This window comes from Cryobacterium arcticum (genome assembly GCF_001679725.1).
Taxonomy (GTDB): Bacteria; Actinomycetota; Actinomycetes; order Actinomycetales; family Microbacteriaceae; genus Cryobacterium; species Cryobacterium arcticum_A.
The window spans coordinates 564643-582080 of sequence record NZ_CP016282.1 but is presented as its reverse complement, the minus strand read 5'-3'; the positions used below and the strand labels follow the sequence as shown (position 1 = coordinate 582080).

Below are 17438 nucleotides of genomic sequence, written 5' to 3'. Positions count from 1 at the left end.
CATAGGCTCACGCTTATGGGGGAAAACAAACGTACATTCGGTGGCGCGCTCGGCGGGCTTCTCGGACTGGTCGCAATGAGCGCGGTCGCCGGGTTGCTGGTCACCGTGGCCATCACACCGGCACTGGCGATTTCGAGCATGGCCACCACGAGCACCATCAACGCCTTCGAGAACCTGCCCAACTACCTGGCGATCGAGGAACTCTCGCAGGTGAGCACGATCTACGCGGTGCAGAACGATGGCAACCCGTATCCGCTCGCGTCGTTCTACGACCAGAACCGCGTCGAGGTGGGCATCGAATCGATGAGCCCGTTCGTGCTCGATGCCGTCGTCGCCGGTGAAGACCCCCGGTTCCGCGAGCACGGCGGCGTGGACCTGCAGGGCACCATCCGCGGCGCCCTGTCGACCCTCACCCCCAGTGGCGATGTGTCCGGTGGGTCCTCGGTCACCCAGCAGTACGTGAAGAACGTTCTTGTGCAGAAGTGCGAGATCATGACCGATCAGGCCAAGTTGGATGCCTGCTTCGATGACGCCACCAAGACCAGCCCCGAGCGCAAGCTCAAGGAGATGCGCCTCGCGATCGGCGTGGAGAAGCAGTACAGCAAGGACCAGATCCTGCAGGGCTACCTCAATATCACCGGCTTCGGCGGAACCGTGTACGGCATCGAATCCGCCGCCCGGTACTACTACAACGCCAGCGCAGCCACTCTCAACCTTCCGCAGGCCGCCAGCCTCATCGCCATCGTGAACAACCCGGAGAAGTTCCGCCTGGACCGGCCCGAGAGCGAGACGAACGGCACCGCAAATGGCTACGCCGCGAACAAGGACCGCCGGGACTACATCCTGCGGGAGATGCTCAAGTACAAAAAGATCAGCGCGGACGACTATGCGGCCGCAGTCGCCAGCCCCATCGAACCGCAGATCACCGAGCCCTCCACCGGTTGCCAGACCGCCGGCGGCGCTGGCTTCTTCTGCAACTACGTCACCCACGTGCTGCGCAGCGATCCCACCTTCGGCGCCGACGAAGACACGCGGATGCTCAACTTCCGTCGCGGCGGTTACCAGATCTACACCACCCTCGACCTCGACCTGCAGCTGGCGTCGGAGGACGCCATCAACGCCCAGGTACCCATGACGGCTTCTTGGGACGTCGGCGCCGTGGCCACGAGCGTGCAGGTGGGCACCGGCCGGGTGATCGCGATGGCGCAGAACAAGAAGTACACCCAGCTGGAGGAGGCCCCCGGCCCGGAGTACACCGGCATCAACTACAACACCAACTACAACGAGGGTGGCTCGACGGGCTTCCAGCCTGGCTCCACCTACAAGGTCTTCACGCTGGCCGAGTGGCTCAAGGAAGGCCACGCGCTGGGCGAACGAGTCGATTCGGCCCGCAAGTCCAACTGGGGCACCTTCCAGGACTACTGCGACGGACCGCAGTCCGCCGGGTCGTACAACCCTCGCAATGACGGCAACGAAAGCGGCACAAACTACACCGCCCTGAAGTCGACCATCGATTCCATCAATACCGGGTTCATGGGCATGGCGAAGCGCTTGGACCTCTGCAAGATCCGTGACATGGCAACATCCTTCGGCGTCGTGCGGGCGGACGGCGACCCGCTGAGCAAAACCCCCTCATCGGTGCTGGGCACCAACGAGGTGGCACCGTTGAACATGGCCGTGGCCTTCGCGGGTATTGCCAACAAGGGCACCACCTGCTCCCCCATCGTGATCGACCGGATCGTCGGTGCCGATGGAACGGAGATCACCCCACCGGCGTCCACTTGCACCGAATCGGTGGAGCCGGCCGTCGCCGCCGGAATGGCCTATGCCATGCAACGGGTGATGAGCGAGGGGTCGGCCACACAGTCCTACCGAAACACCTCCCCGCGGGTGCCGATGATCGGCAAGACCGGCACCACTGACGATGCTCTCGCCACCTGGATGAGTGGGGCAAGCACTAAGGTCGCCACGGTCGTCGGTGTCGTGAACGTCAAGGGCTTTCAGAACCAACGTGACGACGACGCCGATTTGTACGGCAGGGAGGCCGCCACGGCCCGACACCGTATCTGGCCGGTGATCATGAGCGCCGCCAACGAGAAATACGGCGGAGACGACTTCGAGGCCGCCTCGGGCAACGTTATCCGCGGCGCCCAGGTCTCCGTTCCCGACGTGCGTGGTCTGAGCATGGGCGACGCCAAGAGCAAGATCGAGAGCGCCGGCTTCGGCTTCGCCGACGGCGGCATCACCGACTCCGAGCTACCCGCCGGCATGGTGGCCCGCACCGACCCGGCTGGCGGCGGTTCCGCCAGCATCGGATCGATCATCACCGCGTACACCAGCAACGGATCCCAGGTGCTGCTGCCGAATGTGGTGGGCCAGACACTGGATCAGGCCAAGGGATCGCTGAGCGGCTTCGGCGTGCAGGTTCTCGAAGACACGGTCACCGACCCTGCCCAGGTGGGCAGAGTAACGGTGATGAACCCGGTGGCGGGCTCCCCCGCCATTCCGGGCGGCACAGTGATCGTGGTCGTGGGCAAGCAGTAGCAAGGTCTCGACAAGCTCGACCACCGCACTCACGGTGGTTGAGCCTGTCGAAACCAGCCTGCCGAAACCAACGCGCGGCGTCGCCTGTGCGGGTCTCGACAAGCTCGACCACCGTATTGGTCGCGGCCCAGCACCGGTCTAGCGCCGTGCGGGTCGCGACCCATCGGGGGTCGAGCTTGTCGAGACCACGCAGGCCGCCGCGCGATCGTGTCCACAGTGGTTGAGCCTGGCGAAACCGGCTGGTCGAAACCCGCCGAGCCGATGGGGTTATACTTGACGAGGCCTACAGGGCCATCGGGGTATGGCGCAGCTTGGTAGCGCGCGTCGTTCGGGACGACGAGGTCGCAGGTTCAAATCCTGTTACCCCGACAGAAGAAACCCCCACTCTCACGAGTGGGGGTTTTTCTGTTCCTCTGCGCCCGGAAGGCCCCCCATGTCTGACTCCCCCCTCGCGTCGCCGGCCCCTGTGGTTTCCCGCCGTGCCTGGCAGGCGCTCATCGTGCTGCTCGCCGGCATGTTCATGGCCCTGCTCGACACCACGATCGTCAACGTCGCGCTGCCCAGCATCCAGACCAGCCTCACCGCGTCGGAGGCAACCCTCTCCTGGATCATCTCCGGATACGCTCTGGCCTTCGGCCTGGCGCTCATCCCGGCCGGCCGCATCGGTGACCGCATCGGCCACAAGTGGGTCTTCTTCACCGGTCTGGCCCTCTTCACTGTGGCCAGCCTCGCGTGCGGCCTGGCCCAGAACGAGCTGCAGCTCATCGTGGCCCGGGTGCTGCAGGGACTCGCCGGCGGCATGTTCGTGCCCGCGGTCACGGCCGTCATCCAGCTGATGTTCCCGCCGCGATTCCGCGGCAAGGCGTTCGCCATCATGGGTTCGGTCATCGGCGTGTCCACCGCGCTCGGCCCGATCGTGGGCGGACTGATCATCGAGGCCTTCGGGGTGGAGAACGGCTGGCGCCTGGTGTTCTGGGTGAACCTGCCCATCGGCATCGTTGCGCTCATCGCGGCCGCCATTCTGCTGCCGTCCGGAACCGGCACCGCATCCGCCCCGGGCGCCGCCGCGTCCTCCCGTATCGACTGGGTGGGCCTCCTGCTGGTCTCGGCCGGTCTTGTTGCGCTGCTCGTGCCCCTCATCGAAGGCCAGGACCGCGGCTGGCCGCTCTGGACCTACCTCGTACTCGCCGCCGGCGCACTGCTGATCGTGGCGTTCGGCGCCTGGGAGGTGCGGGTCAGTAAAGCCGGCCAGAGCCCGCTTGTGCCGCCCCACCTTTTCTCCCACCCGGCCTTCACCGGCGGCGTGATTCTGGCCCTGGTCTACTTCGCGGCCTTCACCAGCATCTTCTTCACCATCTCCATCCTCTGGCAGGCGGGTCTCGGGCACACCGCACTCGAGTCCGGTCTCGTCTCCATCCCGTTCGCGATCGGCTCGATAATCGCGTCGTCGCAGAGCAACAGACTCACCCAGCGACTGGGCCGCACCGTCCTGGTGTTGGGCGTGGCCCTGGTCACCGTTGGACTCGTCTGGGTGTGGTTGGTGCTGCTGCTCACCGACCCGGCCGATCTCACTCACTGGCTCCTGCTGCCGCCGCTGTTCATCGCGGGCCTGGGCAGCGGGGCCTTCATCGCCCCGAACGTGTCGTTCATCGTCGCCACCGTGGACCGCACCGAGGCCGGCGCGGCCAGCGGTGTCGTGGGCGTCATGCAGCGTGTGGGCAGCGCCGCGGGTATCGCCGTGGTGGGCAGCGTGTTCTTCGGCACCCTCGTGGTGGCCGGACCCGGCCCCGAGGCGTTGGCCACCGGATTCACCGACAGCGCCACCCTCGCGATGGCGGTCAGCGCCGCGCTCAGCGTGGTCGCCCTGCTCCTGGTGTTCCTGCTTCCCAAACGCGTCGAGGTACCCGGCGGCCGCTGACTCATTGGCCTCACAGCCGCGGCTCGCTAGTCTGGTCTCTTGGTCCGTTGACGGTGATGTCCTCCCGCGATGAACCGTGCCGGAGGCCTCTCCCGTTCCACAGGAGGGAGAGTCGCATGAGCACTGACAGTCGGCGCTCACCTGACGCCCTGCGGCGCGGAGCCCTCGTACTTTCGATTGCGTACCTGGTGGCTCTTGCTCTCATCGCATTCTGGCCCACCCCGGTGGACCGCGGTGCGCACCGCCCCATCACGACCGTCCTGACCCACCTGCATGCGCACGGCGTGCCGACGTGGTTCAACTACGGGCTCGTGGAATTCACCGCCAACATTGCGTTGTTCGTGCCGGTAGGGCTGCTCGGAGTGGTCCTTCTCGGCAGTGCACGCTGGTGGATGGCCGTTCTGGTGGGCTTCGCCGCCAGCAGCGTCATCGAGCTCGGGCAGCTGATCTTCCTGCCCTCTCGCTACGCCACCATCATGGATGTGATCGCCAACACATCCGGCGCCCTGCTCGGTGCGCTTCTGGCGCTGGTGCTGCTCGCCGCGATCGGTTCACGCTCCCCCGCTCTCGCCCGGGCCTGACGGCGCCTTTCCGCGGGCGGTCAGCGCGTGGATGCGTTGCTGCGCCGGGTGGGGAAGTCGTCGGGGACGGGGATGAGGAACAGGTTGAGCTGTCGCATGGTGCGCCTCCACTTCGCCTCCACGAGGGTGAAGCCGGCGGCGCGGAGTTCCTCCACCAGCTCCCAGGTCACCAGGCGGCGTCGATAGTCGTCGGTCCACCCCTGCTTCGGGTCGTACACGCTTATGACGCGGGGCTTGGCCCGACGGTGGCCGAATCGGGCGATGACGACCGGCGGTACTGAGTTGAGCATGTTTGCCACGAAAAATCCTTCGGTGGTTCGGGGAGCGGGTGCATTCGACGTGCGGCGGCAAAACCAATCCAAGGTAGATTTTGAAATGAGCCCGTCGCATCCGGTGTTTTTCAGGCTAGGTCACGGCAAATAGCAGACTTTTCAGATCGAGATCGAAAATATCTCGGTTCGGTAACGATGCCCCGAATGGGGTACAAAAGTCCTCGGAAAACCCCCGATAAGGCTGAGAAATACTCTGGATCTTCGGTGTAACGGGGTACGGAAACAAGACATTTCGCGACCCCATGAGGGACAAGATCCACAGAGAGGGTGAGGCGTGATCGCTGCCGCGTCGCCCGAGAAATCTCGCGATTTCGACAATGGACTCACCCTGGCGAGCCGGGCTGCAACAGCCGTAATTCTCAGTGGCGCCGTCCTCATGGCCGTGATCTTCCAGATCGACGATCCTGACGCGGACTTCTGGCCCGCCATCGTGGCTCCCCTGGTCATGGCCGTTGCGCTTGCGGTGCAAGCTCGCTGGCCGGGGACTCCCAGCACCGTGTTCTTCCTGTTGGTCGGCGGAGTGGCCGTGTACGCCCACTCCCGCACATTCGCCTCGCAAGTGCCGGTCTGGCCCGTACCGAATGTGATCACGGTGGCGCTGCCCAAGATGGCGCTGATCCTGATCGGCGGGAGCGGGCGGAGCCCCGGTGCGGCACTACGGTGGTGTGCCGCCGGCTTCGGAACCGCTGTCGTGGCCTCGAGCCTGGCGATTTTTCACGCGGGTCACCGCTTCACCTTCGACGTGCCCGGCGTGCTCACCTTCGTCTTGACGACCGGAGCGCTGCTGCTCGTCTGGCGGGCTCACCGCCATGATTCCACGTCGGTACAGCGGCTCAACCGGGCGGCCCGGGTGGAACTCGAATCCGCCCTGCAACACCGCGTCGCCGTTCGGAACGCCGCCCTCGTGCACGACACCGTGCTGAACCACCTGGCGGTGCTGGCGACGTCAGCGACCGGCACGCTGCACGACTCGCTGCGCAGCGCCATCCGCACCGATCTGGACGAGCTCGTGCAGCAGACCGCGCCGGCGCCGCCGGGCGCACAGCCCGGTATGCCGCACACCTCACCGTTGCACGCGGCAATTCTCGATGCCACGATACGAGGTGTCGACGTCACCACGACCGGCCGGCTCTCGGACGTGCTGCTGCTCGATGCGGCCCGGTCCGCCGCCGTGGGCCTCGCGGTTCGGCAGTGCCTGCAGAACGTGGAAGATCATTCGGGCGTGCTCGCCGTTGAAGTGGTCGTGCTCCCCTCCGACGGCGAACTCATGGTGATGATCAGCGATGGAGGGGCGGGGTTCGATGCCGACAGCATCCCCGCCGACCGGCTCGGACTGCGCAACTCCGTGACGGCCCGGATCGGCGCCGTCGGCGGTACCGCAGCCATCTGGTCCTCCCCGGGCATCGGCACCTCGGTCGTACTCCGGGTGCCGTTCACGCCCGCGGCGGACAACGCGGGAGCAGCGACATGAAGGACCTCGAACGAACCCAACAGCAAATGGACCCCGCACTGTCGCTGGACAGCCGCGTCGCCACCCTCTCGCTGGCAGGAATGGCCCTGGCCTGGTCCGTGGGTCTGACGATCCTGAGCATCGCCGCGACGGGCGCCTGGGAGCCGCGCGTCTGGGCCGTGGCGCTGCTGGCGACTGCCACAATCGTCGTGGCCAGGGAAACCGCGCCGTTGCGCGCCCCGTTCACGGCGCAGGCGCATCTGGTCGTGCACGTTCTCGCCTGCACCGCCTACCTGCTCTACACGAACGGCAGCGAGGGGTCCGCCGCCTCACGCTGGCTGCCCTGGATCCCGATCGCCCTCAGCCTTCTCATCGTGGCGATGTGCCGCTATCGCCCTCCCCGTGAGATTCTGGGGGCCGGACTGTTGTCTACCTCGGCCATCGCCCTGGCCACGATGCCCCTCGTTGCCGCACCAATGCCTCTGCACGGGGCACCTGGCGGCGCTCTGGTCCTCACCGCGGTGCTGCCAGTCATGACCGCATCCGTGGCCGCAGCCTGCTACTCACGCATCCTGGTGGCGAACTCGGAGCGCTGGAAGGCCCAGGCCGGCTACTCGTCGGCTGCGCTCGAGCCGGCCCTCCTCAGCGACATCGAACGCGTCATGTACCGCGAACGGGTCAACGCGCTCAGCGGGGAGGCCTTCCCCTTCTTGCGCCGGGTGCTCGACGCGGACTCCATCTCGGCGGCCGACCGCGACACCGCCCGCGATATCGCGGCGCGCATCCGTTCGGCGATGGTTCACGAAGTGGACCGAACGTGGCTGCAGGCCGCCGTCGACTCGGGCCCGACCGGCGTGCACGCCCCAGTGGTCGACGACCCGGATGCCTGCGCGCCCATGATGTCGGGAACCCAGCGCGCCGCCCTGCGCACGCTGATCAGCAGCCTGGGCGCCTCCCCCCGCCTCGATCGCTTCACCATCTCCATCCGGGCCACCGACGGCACCTGCCGGGGCGAGGTCTGGGCGCGCTTCCGCGCGCCCTACCGGCCCCCGCGCCGCCGGCGCAACGCCGATTTAGCAGTCCTTCGAGTCGCCTTCTCCGAAGTGACCGTGAGCACCCCCGCCGACCAATTGATTGTGAGATTCAGCTTTGACCACGCGTGACGACACCCCGCCCATCCGGCTGGCCCTCCTCGACGACCACGAGCTGCTGCTCGACAGCATGGGCACCTGGATCGCCGAACATGCGCCGGATTTCACCCTGGTGCTCACGTCCACCTCTTGGGCGGACTTCGTGCACCGGGCGGAGTTTCCCGCCGACCTCGTGCTCATCGACTACCAGATCACCGAACCGGTCTCCATTGAGGCTCGGGTGCGCACCTGCCGCGCCGCCGGCGCCAAGGTGATCGTGATCAGCGGCCTCGACACCCGTGAAGCGCGCGAGCGTGCCCGGCTCGCCGGGGCCGCCGACTACCTCGCCAAAGACCTGCCGATGGCCGCAATCATGGACGCCGCCCGCGCGGTCATGCGCCGGGTATCAGCGCAACGTCCCTTCGCGCCCGCGCGTCCCGGCTCGGGCGCCGGACCCCGGCCCACCAGCCCCAGCCTCAGCCCCGGCGAAGCGACCGCCTTCCGCCTCTACGCGGCCGGCCACAGCACCAAGGATGTGGCCAGTGAGATGGCCGTGCAGTACGAAACGGCCAAGACCTACCTCCGGCGGGTGCGGGAGAAGTACGCCAAGGTGGGCCGCCCGGCCAGCCGCAAAGGCGACCTCATCCGCCGCGCCGCCGAAGACGGCTACCTGCACTAGTCAGCCGGCCGCTTGCGCCTGCTGAACCATCGCACCGACGGTGTCCGATTGAAAGGCCTCCTGCACCGCAGGCAGCGCCGTCCAGTCCAGGTTCACGATCGACTGGCCGTCGGCCGAGGTTCCTGTTCCGGCGGTGGGGATGGTGAAAAACGCCACGTCGTCGGCCCGCACGTCACGCAGCTCCACGCCGAGGGCCACAAGATCGGCGGAGGACAGTTTGTCGTCGATCGCCAGGTGGGGCGTGACGGCTCCGATAACCGCCCCCATGGTGCCCGGGTCGGTCAGGGTGGACTTGTGCATGAGACCGCTGAGCAGGGCCCGGATGAGCAACTGCTGGTTGCGCACCCGCTGGAAGTCACCGTCGGTAAAGGCGTAGCGTTCCCGGACAAAGGCCAGAGCCTCGGTGCCGTCGAGGTGTTGCACACCCTGCGGGAAGACATGGCCGGCGAGATGGTACGAGTCGAAGGCGATGGGATTGTCGATGTCGACGCCGCCGAGCGCATCCGTCACGGCCTTGAAACCGGCGAAGTCGATCACGGCTACATGGTCGATGCGCGCCCCGATCAGGCCCTCCACGGTCTGTACAGCCAGCGGCACCCCGCCGTACGACAGGGCGGCGTTCACCTTGGCTTCTCCGTACCCGGGGATCTCGAGCCAGCTGTCGCGAGGAATCGACATCACCGACAGGCCGGCGCGGTCGGCGGGAATGTGCAGGATCACGATGGTGTCGGAGCGCTGCCCGCTGATGCTCGCGATCGAGCCGGTGCTGTCGCCGCGGGAGTCCGAGCCGAGCAGCAGGAAGTTCAGCGCCGTGGCCGCGGCTCCCGTGGAGACCGGCGGCCGGTCGACGCTCTCGGCGGGGAAGGCATCCGGGATCTTCTCGACCGCATCGAAACTGCGGGTGAGGTTGAAGACGGTGACTCCCGCCACGGCGAACACTGCCACGGCGAACACCCCGAAGATCAGGAACACGATGCGCCAGGCCCGCCGGCGGGTGGGCGGCGCCGCTACGTGTCGCACCGGGGCGGGTTGCACTGCGGGCACTGTGGGCATCGGGTTGCCTCCTGCGGAACAGTCGGGATGCGGTGCGCACACCATAGACCGCCGGTTCAGTCCGGGCTAGTGTCCCCCTTTTCACCGACACCCGAACTGGGGGTCCACATTCGGGGTGCACGCGAAGCCGCGGTCAGTTAGATTGGCCGCATGGGAATCCGCCGACGGACTCGTCGGATTCGCCGCTGGTACCGACGACGCGAACACAGCGCCGGGATGCTTGCCGCCCGCGTGATCTTCGTCTCAATCGCCACGGTTGCTGTGGCCGCACTAGCCCTCTACGCGATCCGGACAATGTGATCCGGTCTGATCACACGGGCGTTTTGTCACCCGAGTGTGGGTAAGATCACCGAATGCGCCTTCTAGCTCCCGCCACCGTTCTTCTCGGCGTCATCCTGCTGTCGGGATGCGTCGCCGCACAGCCGGTCACCACCTCGACGCCCACGCCGACGCCGACGCCGACGCCGACGGCGCTCACCGAACCCCAGCTGCTCGACAAGCAGACGAAGACCATGGTGAATCTGTACAGCCAGGTCGTCTGCACCAACCTCGCCGACCACCCCGACATCGACCTGAACGAGGCCGTGGACAAGGTCCTCGCCACCTATGCCACCGAGGGTCTCTCCGAGGAATCGCGGGTCGAGCTCGCTCACCGTGTTCTCGAGCAGTCGGCGGCCAAGAGCTGCCCCGACCAGAGCGCCCGCGTCACCGAAGACCTGTCCCAGTAACACCCCCGGTCGGGGGCACCCGGAGCGCCATCTGGAAGAAACCTCTGCGTAATCTGTGTATGGCTAACTGAGCCCATGTCTCCCGCAATCACCAAGGCTGTCATTCCCGCCGCCGGCATGGGCACGCGTTCTCTACCTGCGACCAAGGCCATGCCCAAAGAGATGCTGCCGGTGGTCGACAAGCCCGCCATCCAATACGTGGTGGAGGAGGCGGTGGCTGCCGGCCTCACCGATGTCCTCATGATCACCGGCCGCAACAAGAATGCGCTGGAGAATCACTTCGACCGCATGACCGAACTGGAAGACGTACTCCAGAAGAAGGGCGACCACGGGCGCCTCGCGGCCGTGCTCCACTCCACCACCCTCGCCGATATGCACTACGTTCGCCAGGGAGACCCGAATGGTCTCGGCCACGCGGTGCTGCGCGCCAAGATGCATGTGGGCGACGAACCGTTCGCTGTGCTTCTTGGGGATGATCTGATCGACCCGCGCGATCCCCTGCTCGACAAGATGCTGAGCGAGCAGGTCGCCCGCAACACCAGCATTGTCGCGTTGCTCGAAGTGGACCCGGCCAGCATCCATCTCTAAGGTGCGGCCGCCGTGGAGCCTACGGACGACCCCGACGTAGTGCGGATAACCGGTCTGGTCGAGAAGCCCGCTACGGGCGATGCGCCCTCGAACTTGGCAGTCATCGGTCGTTACGTGCTGCGCCCAGACGTCTTCACGGTGCTTGAGAACACCGCACCGGGCAAAGGCAATGAGATCCAGCTCACTGATGCGTTACAGACGATGGCGGTGACTCCTGACGAGACCGGCGGGGTCTACGGCGTCATCTTCCGCGGCCGACGATATGACACTGGCGACCGACTCGACTACATCAAGGCCATCGTGCAGTTGGCGGTGGAACGGGATGACCTCGGTGTTGAGCTGCGTCCGTGGCTGAAGAGCTTCGTGGGGGCCGCTGACTTCTAGGCCGTTGGCCCCATAAGAGGGCCTGCGGCGTGGGTCGCCGCCCCGGTCTTTTCGGGCTATCTTGGCCTCACTCCTCGCTCTTACCCGGCCGGAGTGACGCGTCGCACCCGCAGGCGCGTTGAGAACATGCTCCCCGAAGAGGATGTGCCATGCCGTCAGATCGTCTAACAATCAAGCGTTGGTTCAGGCGCGAGGTCAGCGACCCCTTGGAGGCGATGTACGCGCGAATGGACGAACGGCTACAGGACCAACGAGAAGTCCTGCAGCCGCCGATCGCTAGCGTGAAACGGTCTGCAGAACCGGAATGAGCGTCTCCAAGAACGCGGCGGTGTCTTCCCAGCCTTCAACGGCCACACAGTCGACCCCCAACGCCTTCACTGGGTAGTCGTTGCCGTTCTCATCGAGCCGGTCGCCGACGAACAGCATGTCGTCGAGCGGGATCCCGGTGAGCTCCGCCAGCCGGGTCATGCCGTAAGCCTTGTCGATGCCGCGTCGGGTAATGTCCACCGAGGTGGAGCCACCGGAGCGCACCTCGAGGTCAGGCAGCAGGCTCTGCACGGCCTCGCGCAGTGCCGTCTTCTTGACGCCATCGGCGTCCCACTGAGTCTTTGCTGCGACGGGCGCAGCCTGACCGAGCGCCGAGAAGGTGATCTGTGATCCACGGTCCTCGAGGATCGGCCCCCAGGTCTTTGTCTCCCAGTAACCCAGCTCCCGTGCTGTGGTCTCGACCGCAGCCAGCGCGCGCTGCTTCTGATCGTCAGTGAGGTTCTCGGCATAGACCTGCACCCAAGTGCCTTCCTCGCTGCGGTAGTACTGCGTGCCACAGGTGGGCATCAGGTGCAGACGGGTGAGGGTGACCGCGTCGACATCCACCAGGTTGTCGATGACCTGCATGGTGAACTGGGCGAACTGGCCACCCGAGATCACGCAGACCTCGGCCACTCCGAGCAGCCGCACGAGCAGCTCCGCCATGCGCGGATCGATCGGTGACTTAGAAGGTGCGAGGGTGTCATCGAGGTCGAAGGCGACCAAACGGGGGTGCTGTGTTGCCATTTAGGGACGGCCCAATCCGTAGTAAGTCCACCCGGCGGCACGCCATTTGACGGCGTCGAGCGTGTTTCGCCCGTCCACGATGGTGGGAGTTTCTACCAGTGTGGCAGCCCAAACCGGGTCAATGTCCTTGAACTCGGGCCATTCGGTCACCAGCACGACTGCGGAGGCGCCACGGAGGGTGGTTTCGATGTCGGTCTCGTAGCTCAGCTGCGGGTGGCGGGCGCGAGAATTCTCGATCGCCTGAGGGTCTGATGCGACGACATCAGCACCGAGACCGCGCAGCTGCACAGCGACGTCGAGGGCCGGCGAGTCGCGCACGTCGTCGGAGTGCGGCTTGAAGCTCAGGCCGAGTACGGCGACCTTCGCGTTGTACACCGGGCGGTCAAGGGCCGCCACGGTGAGGTCGACGACCCGCTGCCGGCGACGCAGGTTGATCGAGTCGACCTCTTTGAGGAAGGCGACGGACTCGCCGCGGCCGAGCTCTTCGGCGCGAGCGGTGAAAGCACGGATGTCCTTGGGCAGGCAGCCGCCACCGAAGCCGACGCCGGCGTTCAGGAATCGGCGGCCGATTCTGGTGTCGTAGCCGATGGCGTCCGCGAGCTGTGTGACGTCGGCGCCGGAGACCTCCGCGATCTCGGCCATGGCGTTGATGAAGCTGATCTTGGTGGCGAGGAAGGCGTTCGCGGCCACCTTGACCAGTTCTGCGGTGGCGTAGTCGGTGACCACGAGCGGTGTCTGGGTCGCGATGGCGGACGCGTAGACCTCGTTCAGCTGTGCGACGGCCCGCTCGCCAGCTTCTCCGGCGGGAACGCCGTAGACAAGGCGGTCAGGTGCGATGGTGTCCTGCACTGCGAAGCCTTCACGCAGGAACTCAGGGTTCCAGGCGAGAGCGGCACCCGTTCCCGAGGCTGCCACCACAGCCGCGAGACGTGCGGCCGTGCCCACGGGCACGGTGCTCTTCCCCACGATGAGATCGCCGGCGCTGAGGTGCGGGAGTAACGCATCGACCGCTGCATCGACGTAGGTGAGGTCAGCGGCGTAGCTGCCCTTCTTCTGCGGGGTGCCCACGGCCACGAAGTGCACCGCAGCACCGGCAGCATCCGCGATATCCGTGCTGAACCGCAACCGGCCCGAGGCCATCGCCGAGGTCAGCACCTCCGGCAGACCCGGCTCAAAGAACGGGGTTCGGCCGTTCGAGAGAGCCTCGATCTTGGCCGGGTCGACGTCAATGCCTACAACCTCATGGCCGAGCTCGGCCATGGCCGATGCGTGCACGGCGCCGAGGTAGCCACAGCCGATGACAGAAATCTTCACAGTTGAATCCCCATAAGAAAAGCCTACCGGCAGCGCCTTGACGCCCGGCTGGTGACGAGTGATGGTGAGACGGAGCCAGATGCGGCACCGTACAGATACTGAGTATTGCTCTTAAGAAAAGGCCCCGGACTGAGTCCGGGGCCTTCTCTGTCAAATTACATCCTGCCTAGCAACTTCACACAGTGTCGGAAGATGTTGCCTGTAGCGAGTGACGGGATGTAGTTAGGCGGTTGCGCGCTGACGGCGAACGATGCCGAGCACAACGACCAGTGCAACACCGAGGAGCAGCGCGCCGGCTGCGCCCCAGATTGCGAGCATGGGAGCGTTGTAGCCGGTGCTGGCGAGTCCGCCACCGGTTGAGGTTCCGCTGCCGGTTCCAGCAGCGGAATCTGCTGCGGCAACAGTGAGGCTTGCGGTGCCGACGGTGCCGGAGGTAAGGCCGGTTGCCGTAGTCGTGTAGCTACCTGACGCGTTGGTCGGCAGTGTGACTGCGACAGCAACTGCTCCGGAGCCGGCAGCTGTCTTCGTGAGGCTCTGCGAGTTCACAACCGACTTGAAGGTTGCGAGGGTGGCACCGGTCGCGTTTTCGCCGGTGAGGGTGAAGGAGACTGTCTCACCCGGGGTGAAGGAACCCGGGGTGAACGAAACCGTGACGGGTGATCCCGGCGCGATTGTTCCAGAGACGACGATATTGCCGTCCGGCACGTAGCCGGCAGCGTTAGCCGCGGCCGGGACGGCGAAGACTGCGAGGACCGCGAGCGCGATCGCCGCGAAGGACTTTTTGAACATGGAAATACCCCCTGCTGTTGTGCAATGAATTTGCCGACACTGGCGATGCTTCGATTGAAGCTGTCCCCCAAAAGGGGTTAGCCCCAACCATACGGGACTTTAACAGGTCATATCCAGTTTCTTTGTTTCATTTCTGTGAATTACGGGTGTCATTTGCAGTTCCAAGTCGCCGTCGAACGGAGCGGTCCCCAGCCAGTTGTAACGGATCACTGTGCTCTGCCCGGGCGCAAGTTCCACGGTCAGTGCACTCACCTGGAATCCCTCATCACTAGCGGGCAGATACGGCGCCGCTTGGCCGTCTCGAGTCAAACCCAGGTTCTGCACTTCCGGTGAGGCGTACCCGGACACAATGGTTTTCACATTGCCCGGTGAAACGCCAAACTGGGTTCCACCAGTGACATATTTCGGCAATGCCTTCCCGGCGTCGCTATGTGCCGTGTTGGTGAGGGTCACCTCGACTCCGAAATTTGGGCGTTTGTCGTTTCGGCAGGTCACCTGTCCCACGCTCGTTGACACATCCAGGTAGGTGTCCATCTTCGCCCCGGTCGCATCGTTCAGATAGAGACCGAACCGCTCGGTATCCGCATCGCTCGCTGGGAGGCCGCCGGCGAGAGTGGTGTTGTCAAGGACCGCCTGCTCTGCGTCCGCTGCGCTCCACACCAAGACCCGATGTTCGGCCCCCGCCTTGGCGAGTGCTTCGATCAGAGCGACAGGGTCTGCGTCGCCTCCTGCTACAGCCGAGAACACCGAAGCCGCCGCCGCCGCAAAGAAATCATCCTGTTCCTTCGGCGCCTCGAAACGCTGATAGACGTCGGTAAGTAGCAGACTTACGGCATTGTCGGACGTCAGCGAATCGCCCGACGGCAGAGCGATAGGGCCTGTCGCGGCAAGGATGTAGCTGAGCGCAACAGGGTCGATGGACAGAACACCGTCAACCTCGAGTCCATATTGAAGCCGCCACATCTCCTTCGCCAAGGCCGCCGAGAGCGGAAATCTTGGGGTAAGTCCGACGTTCAACATGTACTGGCCGGTTATCGCCCCATACAGATTGCGGGTGTCGGTGGGCAACTCGAGCACAGACTCCGGATGTCGCGGGAAACTAGCGCCTGAGGCTTGCTGAGTTAGTTGAATCGATCCGGCCTCCGTGTGGACCAGCGCTACAGCTCCCATGATGCCGCCGGTCGAACGCAATTCGGCCGGGTTTTGGACGAGCACCAGGTAATTGCGTGGGCCGCTGGCGCCCAACATATTCGGCACCACCCGAACTGCCTTGTCGACTGCATCGAGAGCCGGCTCGGCCGCATTAACAGCAGTGCTCAAGCGCACGACAGCTTCGGCGACTTGATCGATGGTGCCGTCGCCATCAATTTCAGCGACCTGCGTTTGAGCGGTACGCATCGCGGTCAGTGCCTGCGATACGGCGGGCTGAGCCGCCAGGAGGGGCTGAACGTCGACAGTGCCGTCTACCGGGCGAAAATCGTCGACAGAGATCTGGCCCGCAACTTGGGCGAGTGGAGCGATGCCGTCTTGGGCAAGATCGTTGATCGCGCCGGCCAGTTGGCGAACGACTGCGAGGTTGGGCCCAAGTGCAGGGACCACCTCAAACGCCCTCCACACAGGATCACTGGTTAGCACGGCGGCAGACGCGGCCCGTTCGGTTAGCTTTTCGCCGGTGAGCCGTGCCGCGTCGCCTTCTCCCGCCACTACCTGACGTTGCATGTCGCCTGCCAGGGGAATCGCAGCCTCAAGCTCAGCCCGCGCAAGTCCCGCGCGCACCCCCACCCACGCGACGAGTCCCACGACGATCACGACGAGGGCCAAGATGACGAGGCCAACGGTCTTCCTTCGTCCTCGTCGGGCGCGCCGGCGGCCGCGCGGGCGCGAGGTAGGGGTGGGTTCCATCACCTACTCGCGCAGGCTGTTGGCGTGTTCGCGGTACCACTGGACGGTGCTGCGCAGTCCTTCTTCGAGTCCGATCTTGGCGGTCCAGCCGGCTTGGGCGAGTTTGCTGACGTCGAGGAGTTTCTGCGGGGTGCCGTCGGGCTTGTCGGTGTCCCACTCGGTGGTGCCGGTGAAGCCGACAACGCGGGCGATGGTCTCGGCGATGTCCTTGATGGTGACGTCGCTGCCGGTGCCGACGTTGACCTGTTCCGGACCGTCGTAGTGTTCCATCAGGTGCAGGCAGGCTTCGGCCATATCGTCCACGTGCAGGAACTCCCGGCGTGGTGTGCCGGTGCCCCAGTTCGTGACGCTGGCCGCACCGGACGCGGCGGCTTCGTCGTAGCGGCGGATCAGCGCCGGCAACACGTGCGAGCCCTTCGGCGAGAAGTTATCGCCGGGCCCGTACAGGTTGGTCGGCATCGCGGAGATCCACGGCAACCCGTACTGGCGGCGGACCGCCTGGATCTGCAGGATCCCGGCGATCTTCGCGATCGCGTACGCGTCGTTGGTCGGCTCGAGGTGCCCGGTGAGGAGGGTGTCCTCGTGGATCGGCTGCGGGGCCAGGCGCGGGTAAATACACGAGGAGCCCAGGAACAACAACCGTTCCACCCCGTACTTCAGGGCGGCGTCGAGGACGTTGACCTGGATGCGGAGGTTGTCGCTGAGGAAGTCCACCGGGTAGGTACTGTTGGCCAGGATCCCACCGACCTTCGCCGCCGCCAACACCACATACTTCGGTGTGGTCTCTTTGAAGAAGGCGAACACCGCGTCGCGGTCCTTCAGGTCCAGCTCGGCGGAGCTGCGACCGACGAGGTCGGTGAAGCCTTCCGCTTCCAGGCGCCGCCAGATCGCGGAGCCAACCAGGCCCCGGTGCCCGGCGACGTAGAACCGGGCATCCCGGTCCAAAGCCGCCGGAGTGAACGCGACCTGGTCGCGAGTGTCGGTCGTCGTCAT

General features: G+C 65.5%; 14 protein-coding genes, 1 tRNA gene and 1 pseudogene. 9 read left to right on the top strand and 7 right to left on the bottom strand.

What is annotated here, in order from left to right; translation table 11 throughout:
* The first annotated feature begins 15 nt into the window (after window positions 1–15).
* From PA27867_RS02560 to PA27867_RS02545, 4 genes are all read left to right on the top strand, one after another.
* The gene (locus tag PA27867_RS02560; RefSeq protein ID WP_066592787.1) at window positions 16–2544 is read left to right on the top strand and encodes a transglycosylase domain-containing protein; all 2529 of its coding nucleotides are present in this window, start codon (window positions 16–18) and stop codon (window positions 2542–2544) included.
* A gap of 295 nt (window positions 2545–2839) precedes the next feature.
* A tRNA-Pro gene (locus PA27867_RS02555) sits at window positions 2840–2913 on the top strand.
* Window positions 2914–2977: 64 nt separating this feature from the next.
* The gene (locus PA27867_RS02550; protein ID WP_066592785.1) at window positions 2978–4462 is read left to right on the top strand and encodes a DHA2 family efflux MFS transporter permease subunit; all 1485 of its coding nucleotides are present in this window, start codon (window positions 2978–2980) and stop codon (window positions 4460–4462) included.
* A 116-nt stretch (window positions 4463–4578) separates the two neighbouring features.
* Window positions 4579–5043, top strand: coding sequence for a VanZ family protein (locus tag PA27867_RS02545; protein ID WP_066592782.1), 465 nt, complete (start codon window positions 4579–4581; stop codon window positions 5041–5043).
* Window positions 5044–5063: 20 nt separating this feature from the next.
* Here PA27867_RS02545 and PA27867_RS02540 read toward each other — a convergent pair whose 3' ends face one another.
* Window positions 5064–5342 (bottom strand): hypothetical protein, encoded by a 279-nt coding sequence (locus tag PA27867_RS02540; RefSeq protein WP_157109092.1) that lies wholly within the window; start codon window positions 5340–5342, stop codon window positions 5064–5066.
* 307 nt (window positions 5343–5649) lie between these two features.
* Here PA27867_RS02540 and PA27867_RS02535 point away from each other — a divergent pair, with 307 nt between their 5' ends.
* From PA27867_RS02535 to PA27867_RS02525, 3 genes are read left to right on the top strand one after another with little or no spacing between them, the layout of a single operon-like run.
* Window positions 5650–6846: a sensor histidine kinase gene (locus PA27867_RS02535; RefSeq protein ID WP_157109091.1), complete on the top strand. Its 1197-nt coding sequence runs from the start codon at window positions 5650–5652 to the stop codon at window positions 6844–6846.
* 26 nt (window positions 6847–6872) lie between these two features.
* Complete coding sequence (locus PA27867_RS02530) at window positions 6873–7988, top strand: hypothetical protein (protein ID WP_066592773.1); 1116 nt, start codon at window positions 6873–6875, stop codon at window positions 7986–7988.
* Window positions 7975–8634 (top strand): DNA-binding response regulator, encoded by a 660-nt coding sequence (locus PA27867_RS02525; RefSeq protein WP_066592770.1) that lies wholly within the window; start codon window positions 7975–7977, stop codon window positions 8632–8634. Before PA27867_RS02530 ends, PA27867_RS02525 begins: the two co-directional genes overlap by 14 nt.
* Here the strand turns inward: PA27867_RS02525 and PA27867_RS02520 are convergent, their stop codons facing one another.
* On the bottom strand, window positions 8635–9687 hold the full coding sequence (locus PA27867_RS02520; RefSeq protein ID WP_084020590.1) for an LCP family protein: 1053 nt from the start codon (window positions 9685–9687) through the stop codon (window positions 8635–8637). It lies immediately after the preceding gene.
* A gap of 353 nt (window positions 9688–10040) precedes the next feature.
* On the opposite strand from PA27867_RS02520, the gene PA27867_RS02515 reads away from it, so the two are divergent.
* Window positions 10041–10415 (top strand): hypothetical protein, encoded by a 375-nt coding sequence (locus PA27867_RS02515; protein WP_066592767.1) that lies wholly within the window; start codon window positions 10041–10043, stop codon window positions 10413–10415.
* 75 nt (window positions 10416–10490) lie between these two features.
* Window positions 10491–11387, top strand: a pseudogene (locus PA27867_RS02510) (UTP--glucose-1-phosphate uridylyltransferase).
* A 276-nt stretch (window positions 11388–11663) separates the two neighbouring features.
* On the opposite strand, the gene PA27867_RS02505 reads toward PA27867_RS02510, so the two are convergent.
* The 5 genes from PA27867_RS02505 to PA27867_RS02485 form a co-directional block, all read right to left on the bottom strand.
* The gene (locus PA27867_RS02505) at window positions 11664–12440 is read right to left on the bottom strand and encodes an HAD-IIB family hydrolase (RefSeq protein WP_066592763.1); all 777 of its coding nucleotides are present in this window, start codon (window positions 12438–12440) and stop codon (window positions 11664–11666) included.
* On the bottom strand, window positions 12441–13754 hold the full coding sequence (locus tag PA27867_RS02500; protein ID WP_066592761.1) for a UDP-glucose dehydrogenase family protein: 1314 nt from the start codon (window positions 13752–13754) through the stop codon (window positions 12441–12443). It abuts the gene before it with no gap.
* Between the two features lie 222 nt (window positions 13755–13976).
* The gene (locus PA27867_RS02495; protein WP_066592758.1) at window positions 13977–14543 is read right to left on the bottom strand and encodes a hypothetical protein; all 567 of its coding nucleotides are present in this window, start codon (window positions 14541–14543) and stop codon (window positions 13977–13979) included.
* A 99-nt stretch (window positions 14544–14642) separates the two neighbouring features.
* Window positions 14643–16364 (bottom strand): DUF4012 domain-containing protein, encoded by a 1722-nt coding sequence (locus tag PA27867_RS02490; protein WP_167550817.1) that lies wholly within the window; start codon window positions 16362–16364, stop codon window positions 14643–14645.
* An 84-nt stretch (window positions 16365–16448) separates the two neighbouring features.
* A complete protein-coding gene (locus tag PA27867_RS02485; protein ID WP_066592749.1) occupies window positions 16449–17438 on the bottom strand; it encodes a GDP-L-fucose synthase family protein in 990 nt (329 codons plus the stop codon).

Excerpts from the sequence above, each read along its gene's own strand:
- PA27867_RS02560 (WP_066592787.1), top strand. The coding sequence starts at position 16 with ATGGGGGAAAACAAACGTACATTCGGTGGCGCGCTCGGCGGGCTTCTC.
- PA27867_RS02550 (WP_066592785.1), top strand. The coding sequence starts at position 2,978 with ATGTCTGACTCCCCCCTCGCGTCGCCGGCCCCTGTGGTTTCCCGCCGT.
- PA27867_RS02545 (WP_066592782.1), top strand. The coding sequence starts at position 4,579 with ATGAGCACTGACAGTCGGCGCTCACCTGACGCCCTGCGGCGCGGAGCC.
- PA27867_RS02530 (WP_066592773.1), top strand. The coding sequence starts at position 6,873 with ATGGACCCCGCACTGTCGCTGGACAGCCGCGTCGCCACCCTCTCGCTG.
- PA27867_RS02520 (WP_084020590.1), bottom strand. The coding sequence starts at position 9,687 with ATGCCCACAGTGCCCGCAGTGCAACCCGCCCCGGTGCGACACGTAGCG.
- PA27867_RS02515 (WP_066592767.1), top strand. The coding sequence starts at position 10,041 with ATGCGCCTTCTAGCTCCCGCCACCGTTCTTCTCGGCGTCATCCTGCTG.
- PA27867_RS02505 (WP_066592763.1), bottom strand. The coding sequence starts at position 12,440 with ATGGCAACACAGCACCCCCGTTTGGTCGCCTTCGACCTCGATGACACC.
- PA27867_RS02495 (WP_066592758.1), bottom strand. The coding sequence starts at position 14,543 with ATGTTCAAAAAGTCCTTCGCGGCGATCGCGCTCGCGGTCCTCGCAGTC.
- PA27867_RS02485 (WP_066592749.1), bottom strand. The coding sequence starts at position 17,438 with ATGACGACGACCGACACTCGCGACCAGGTCGCGTTCACTCCGGCGGCT.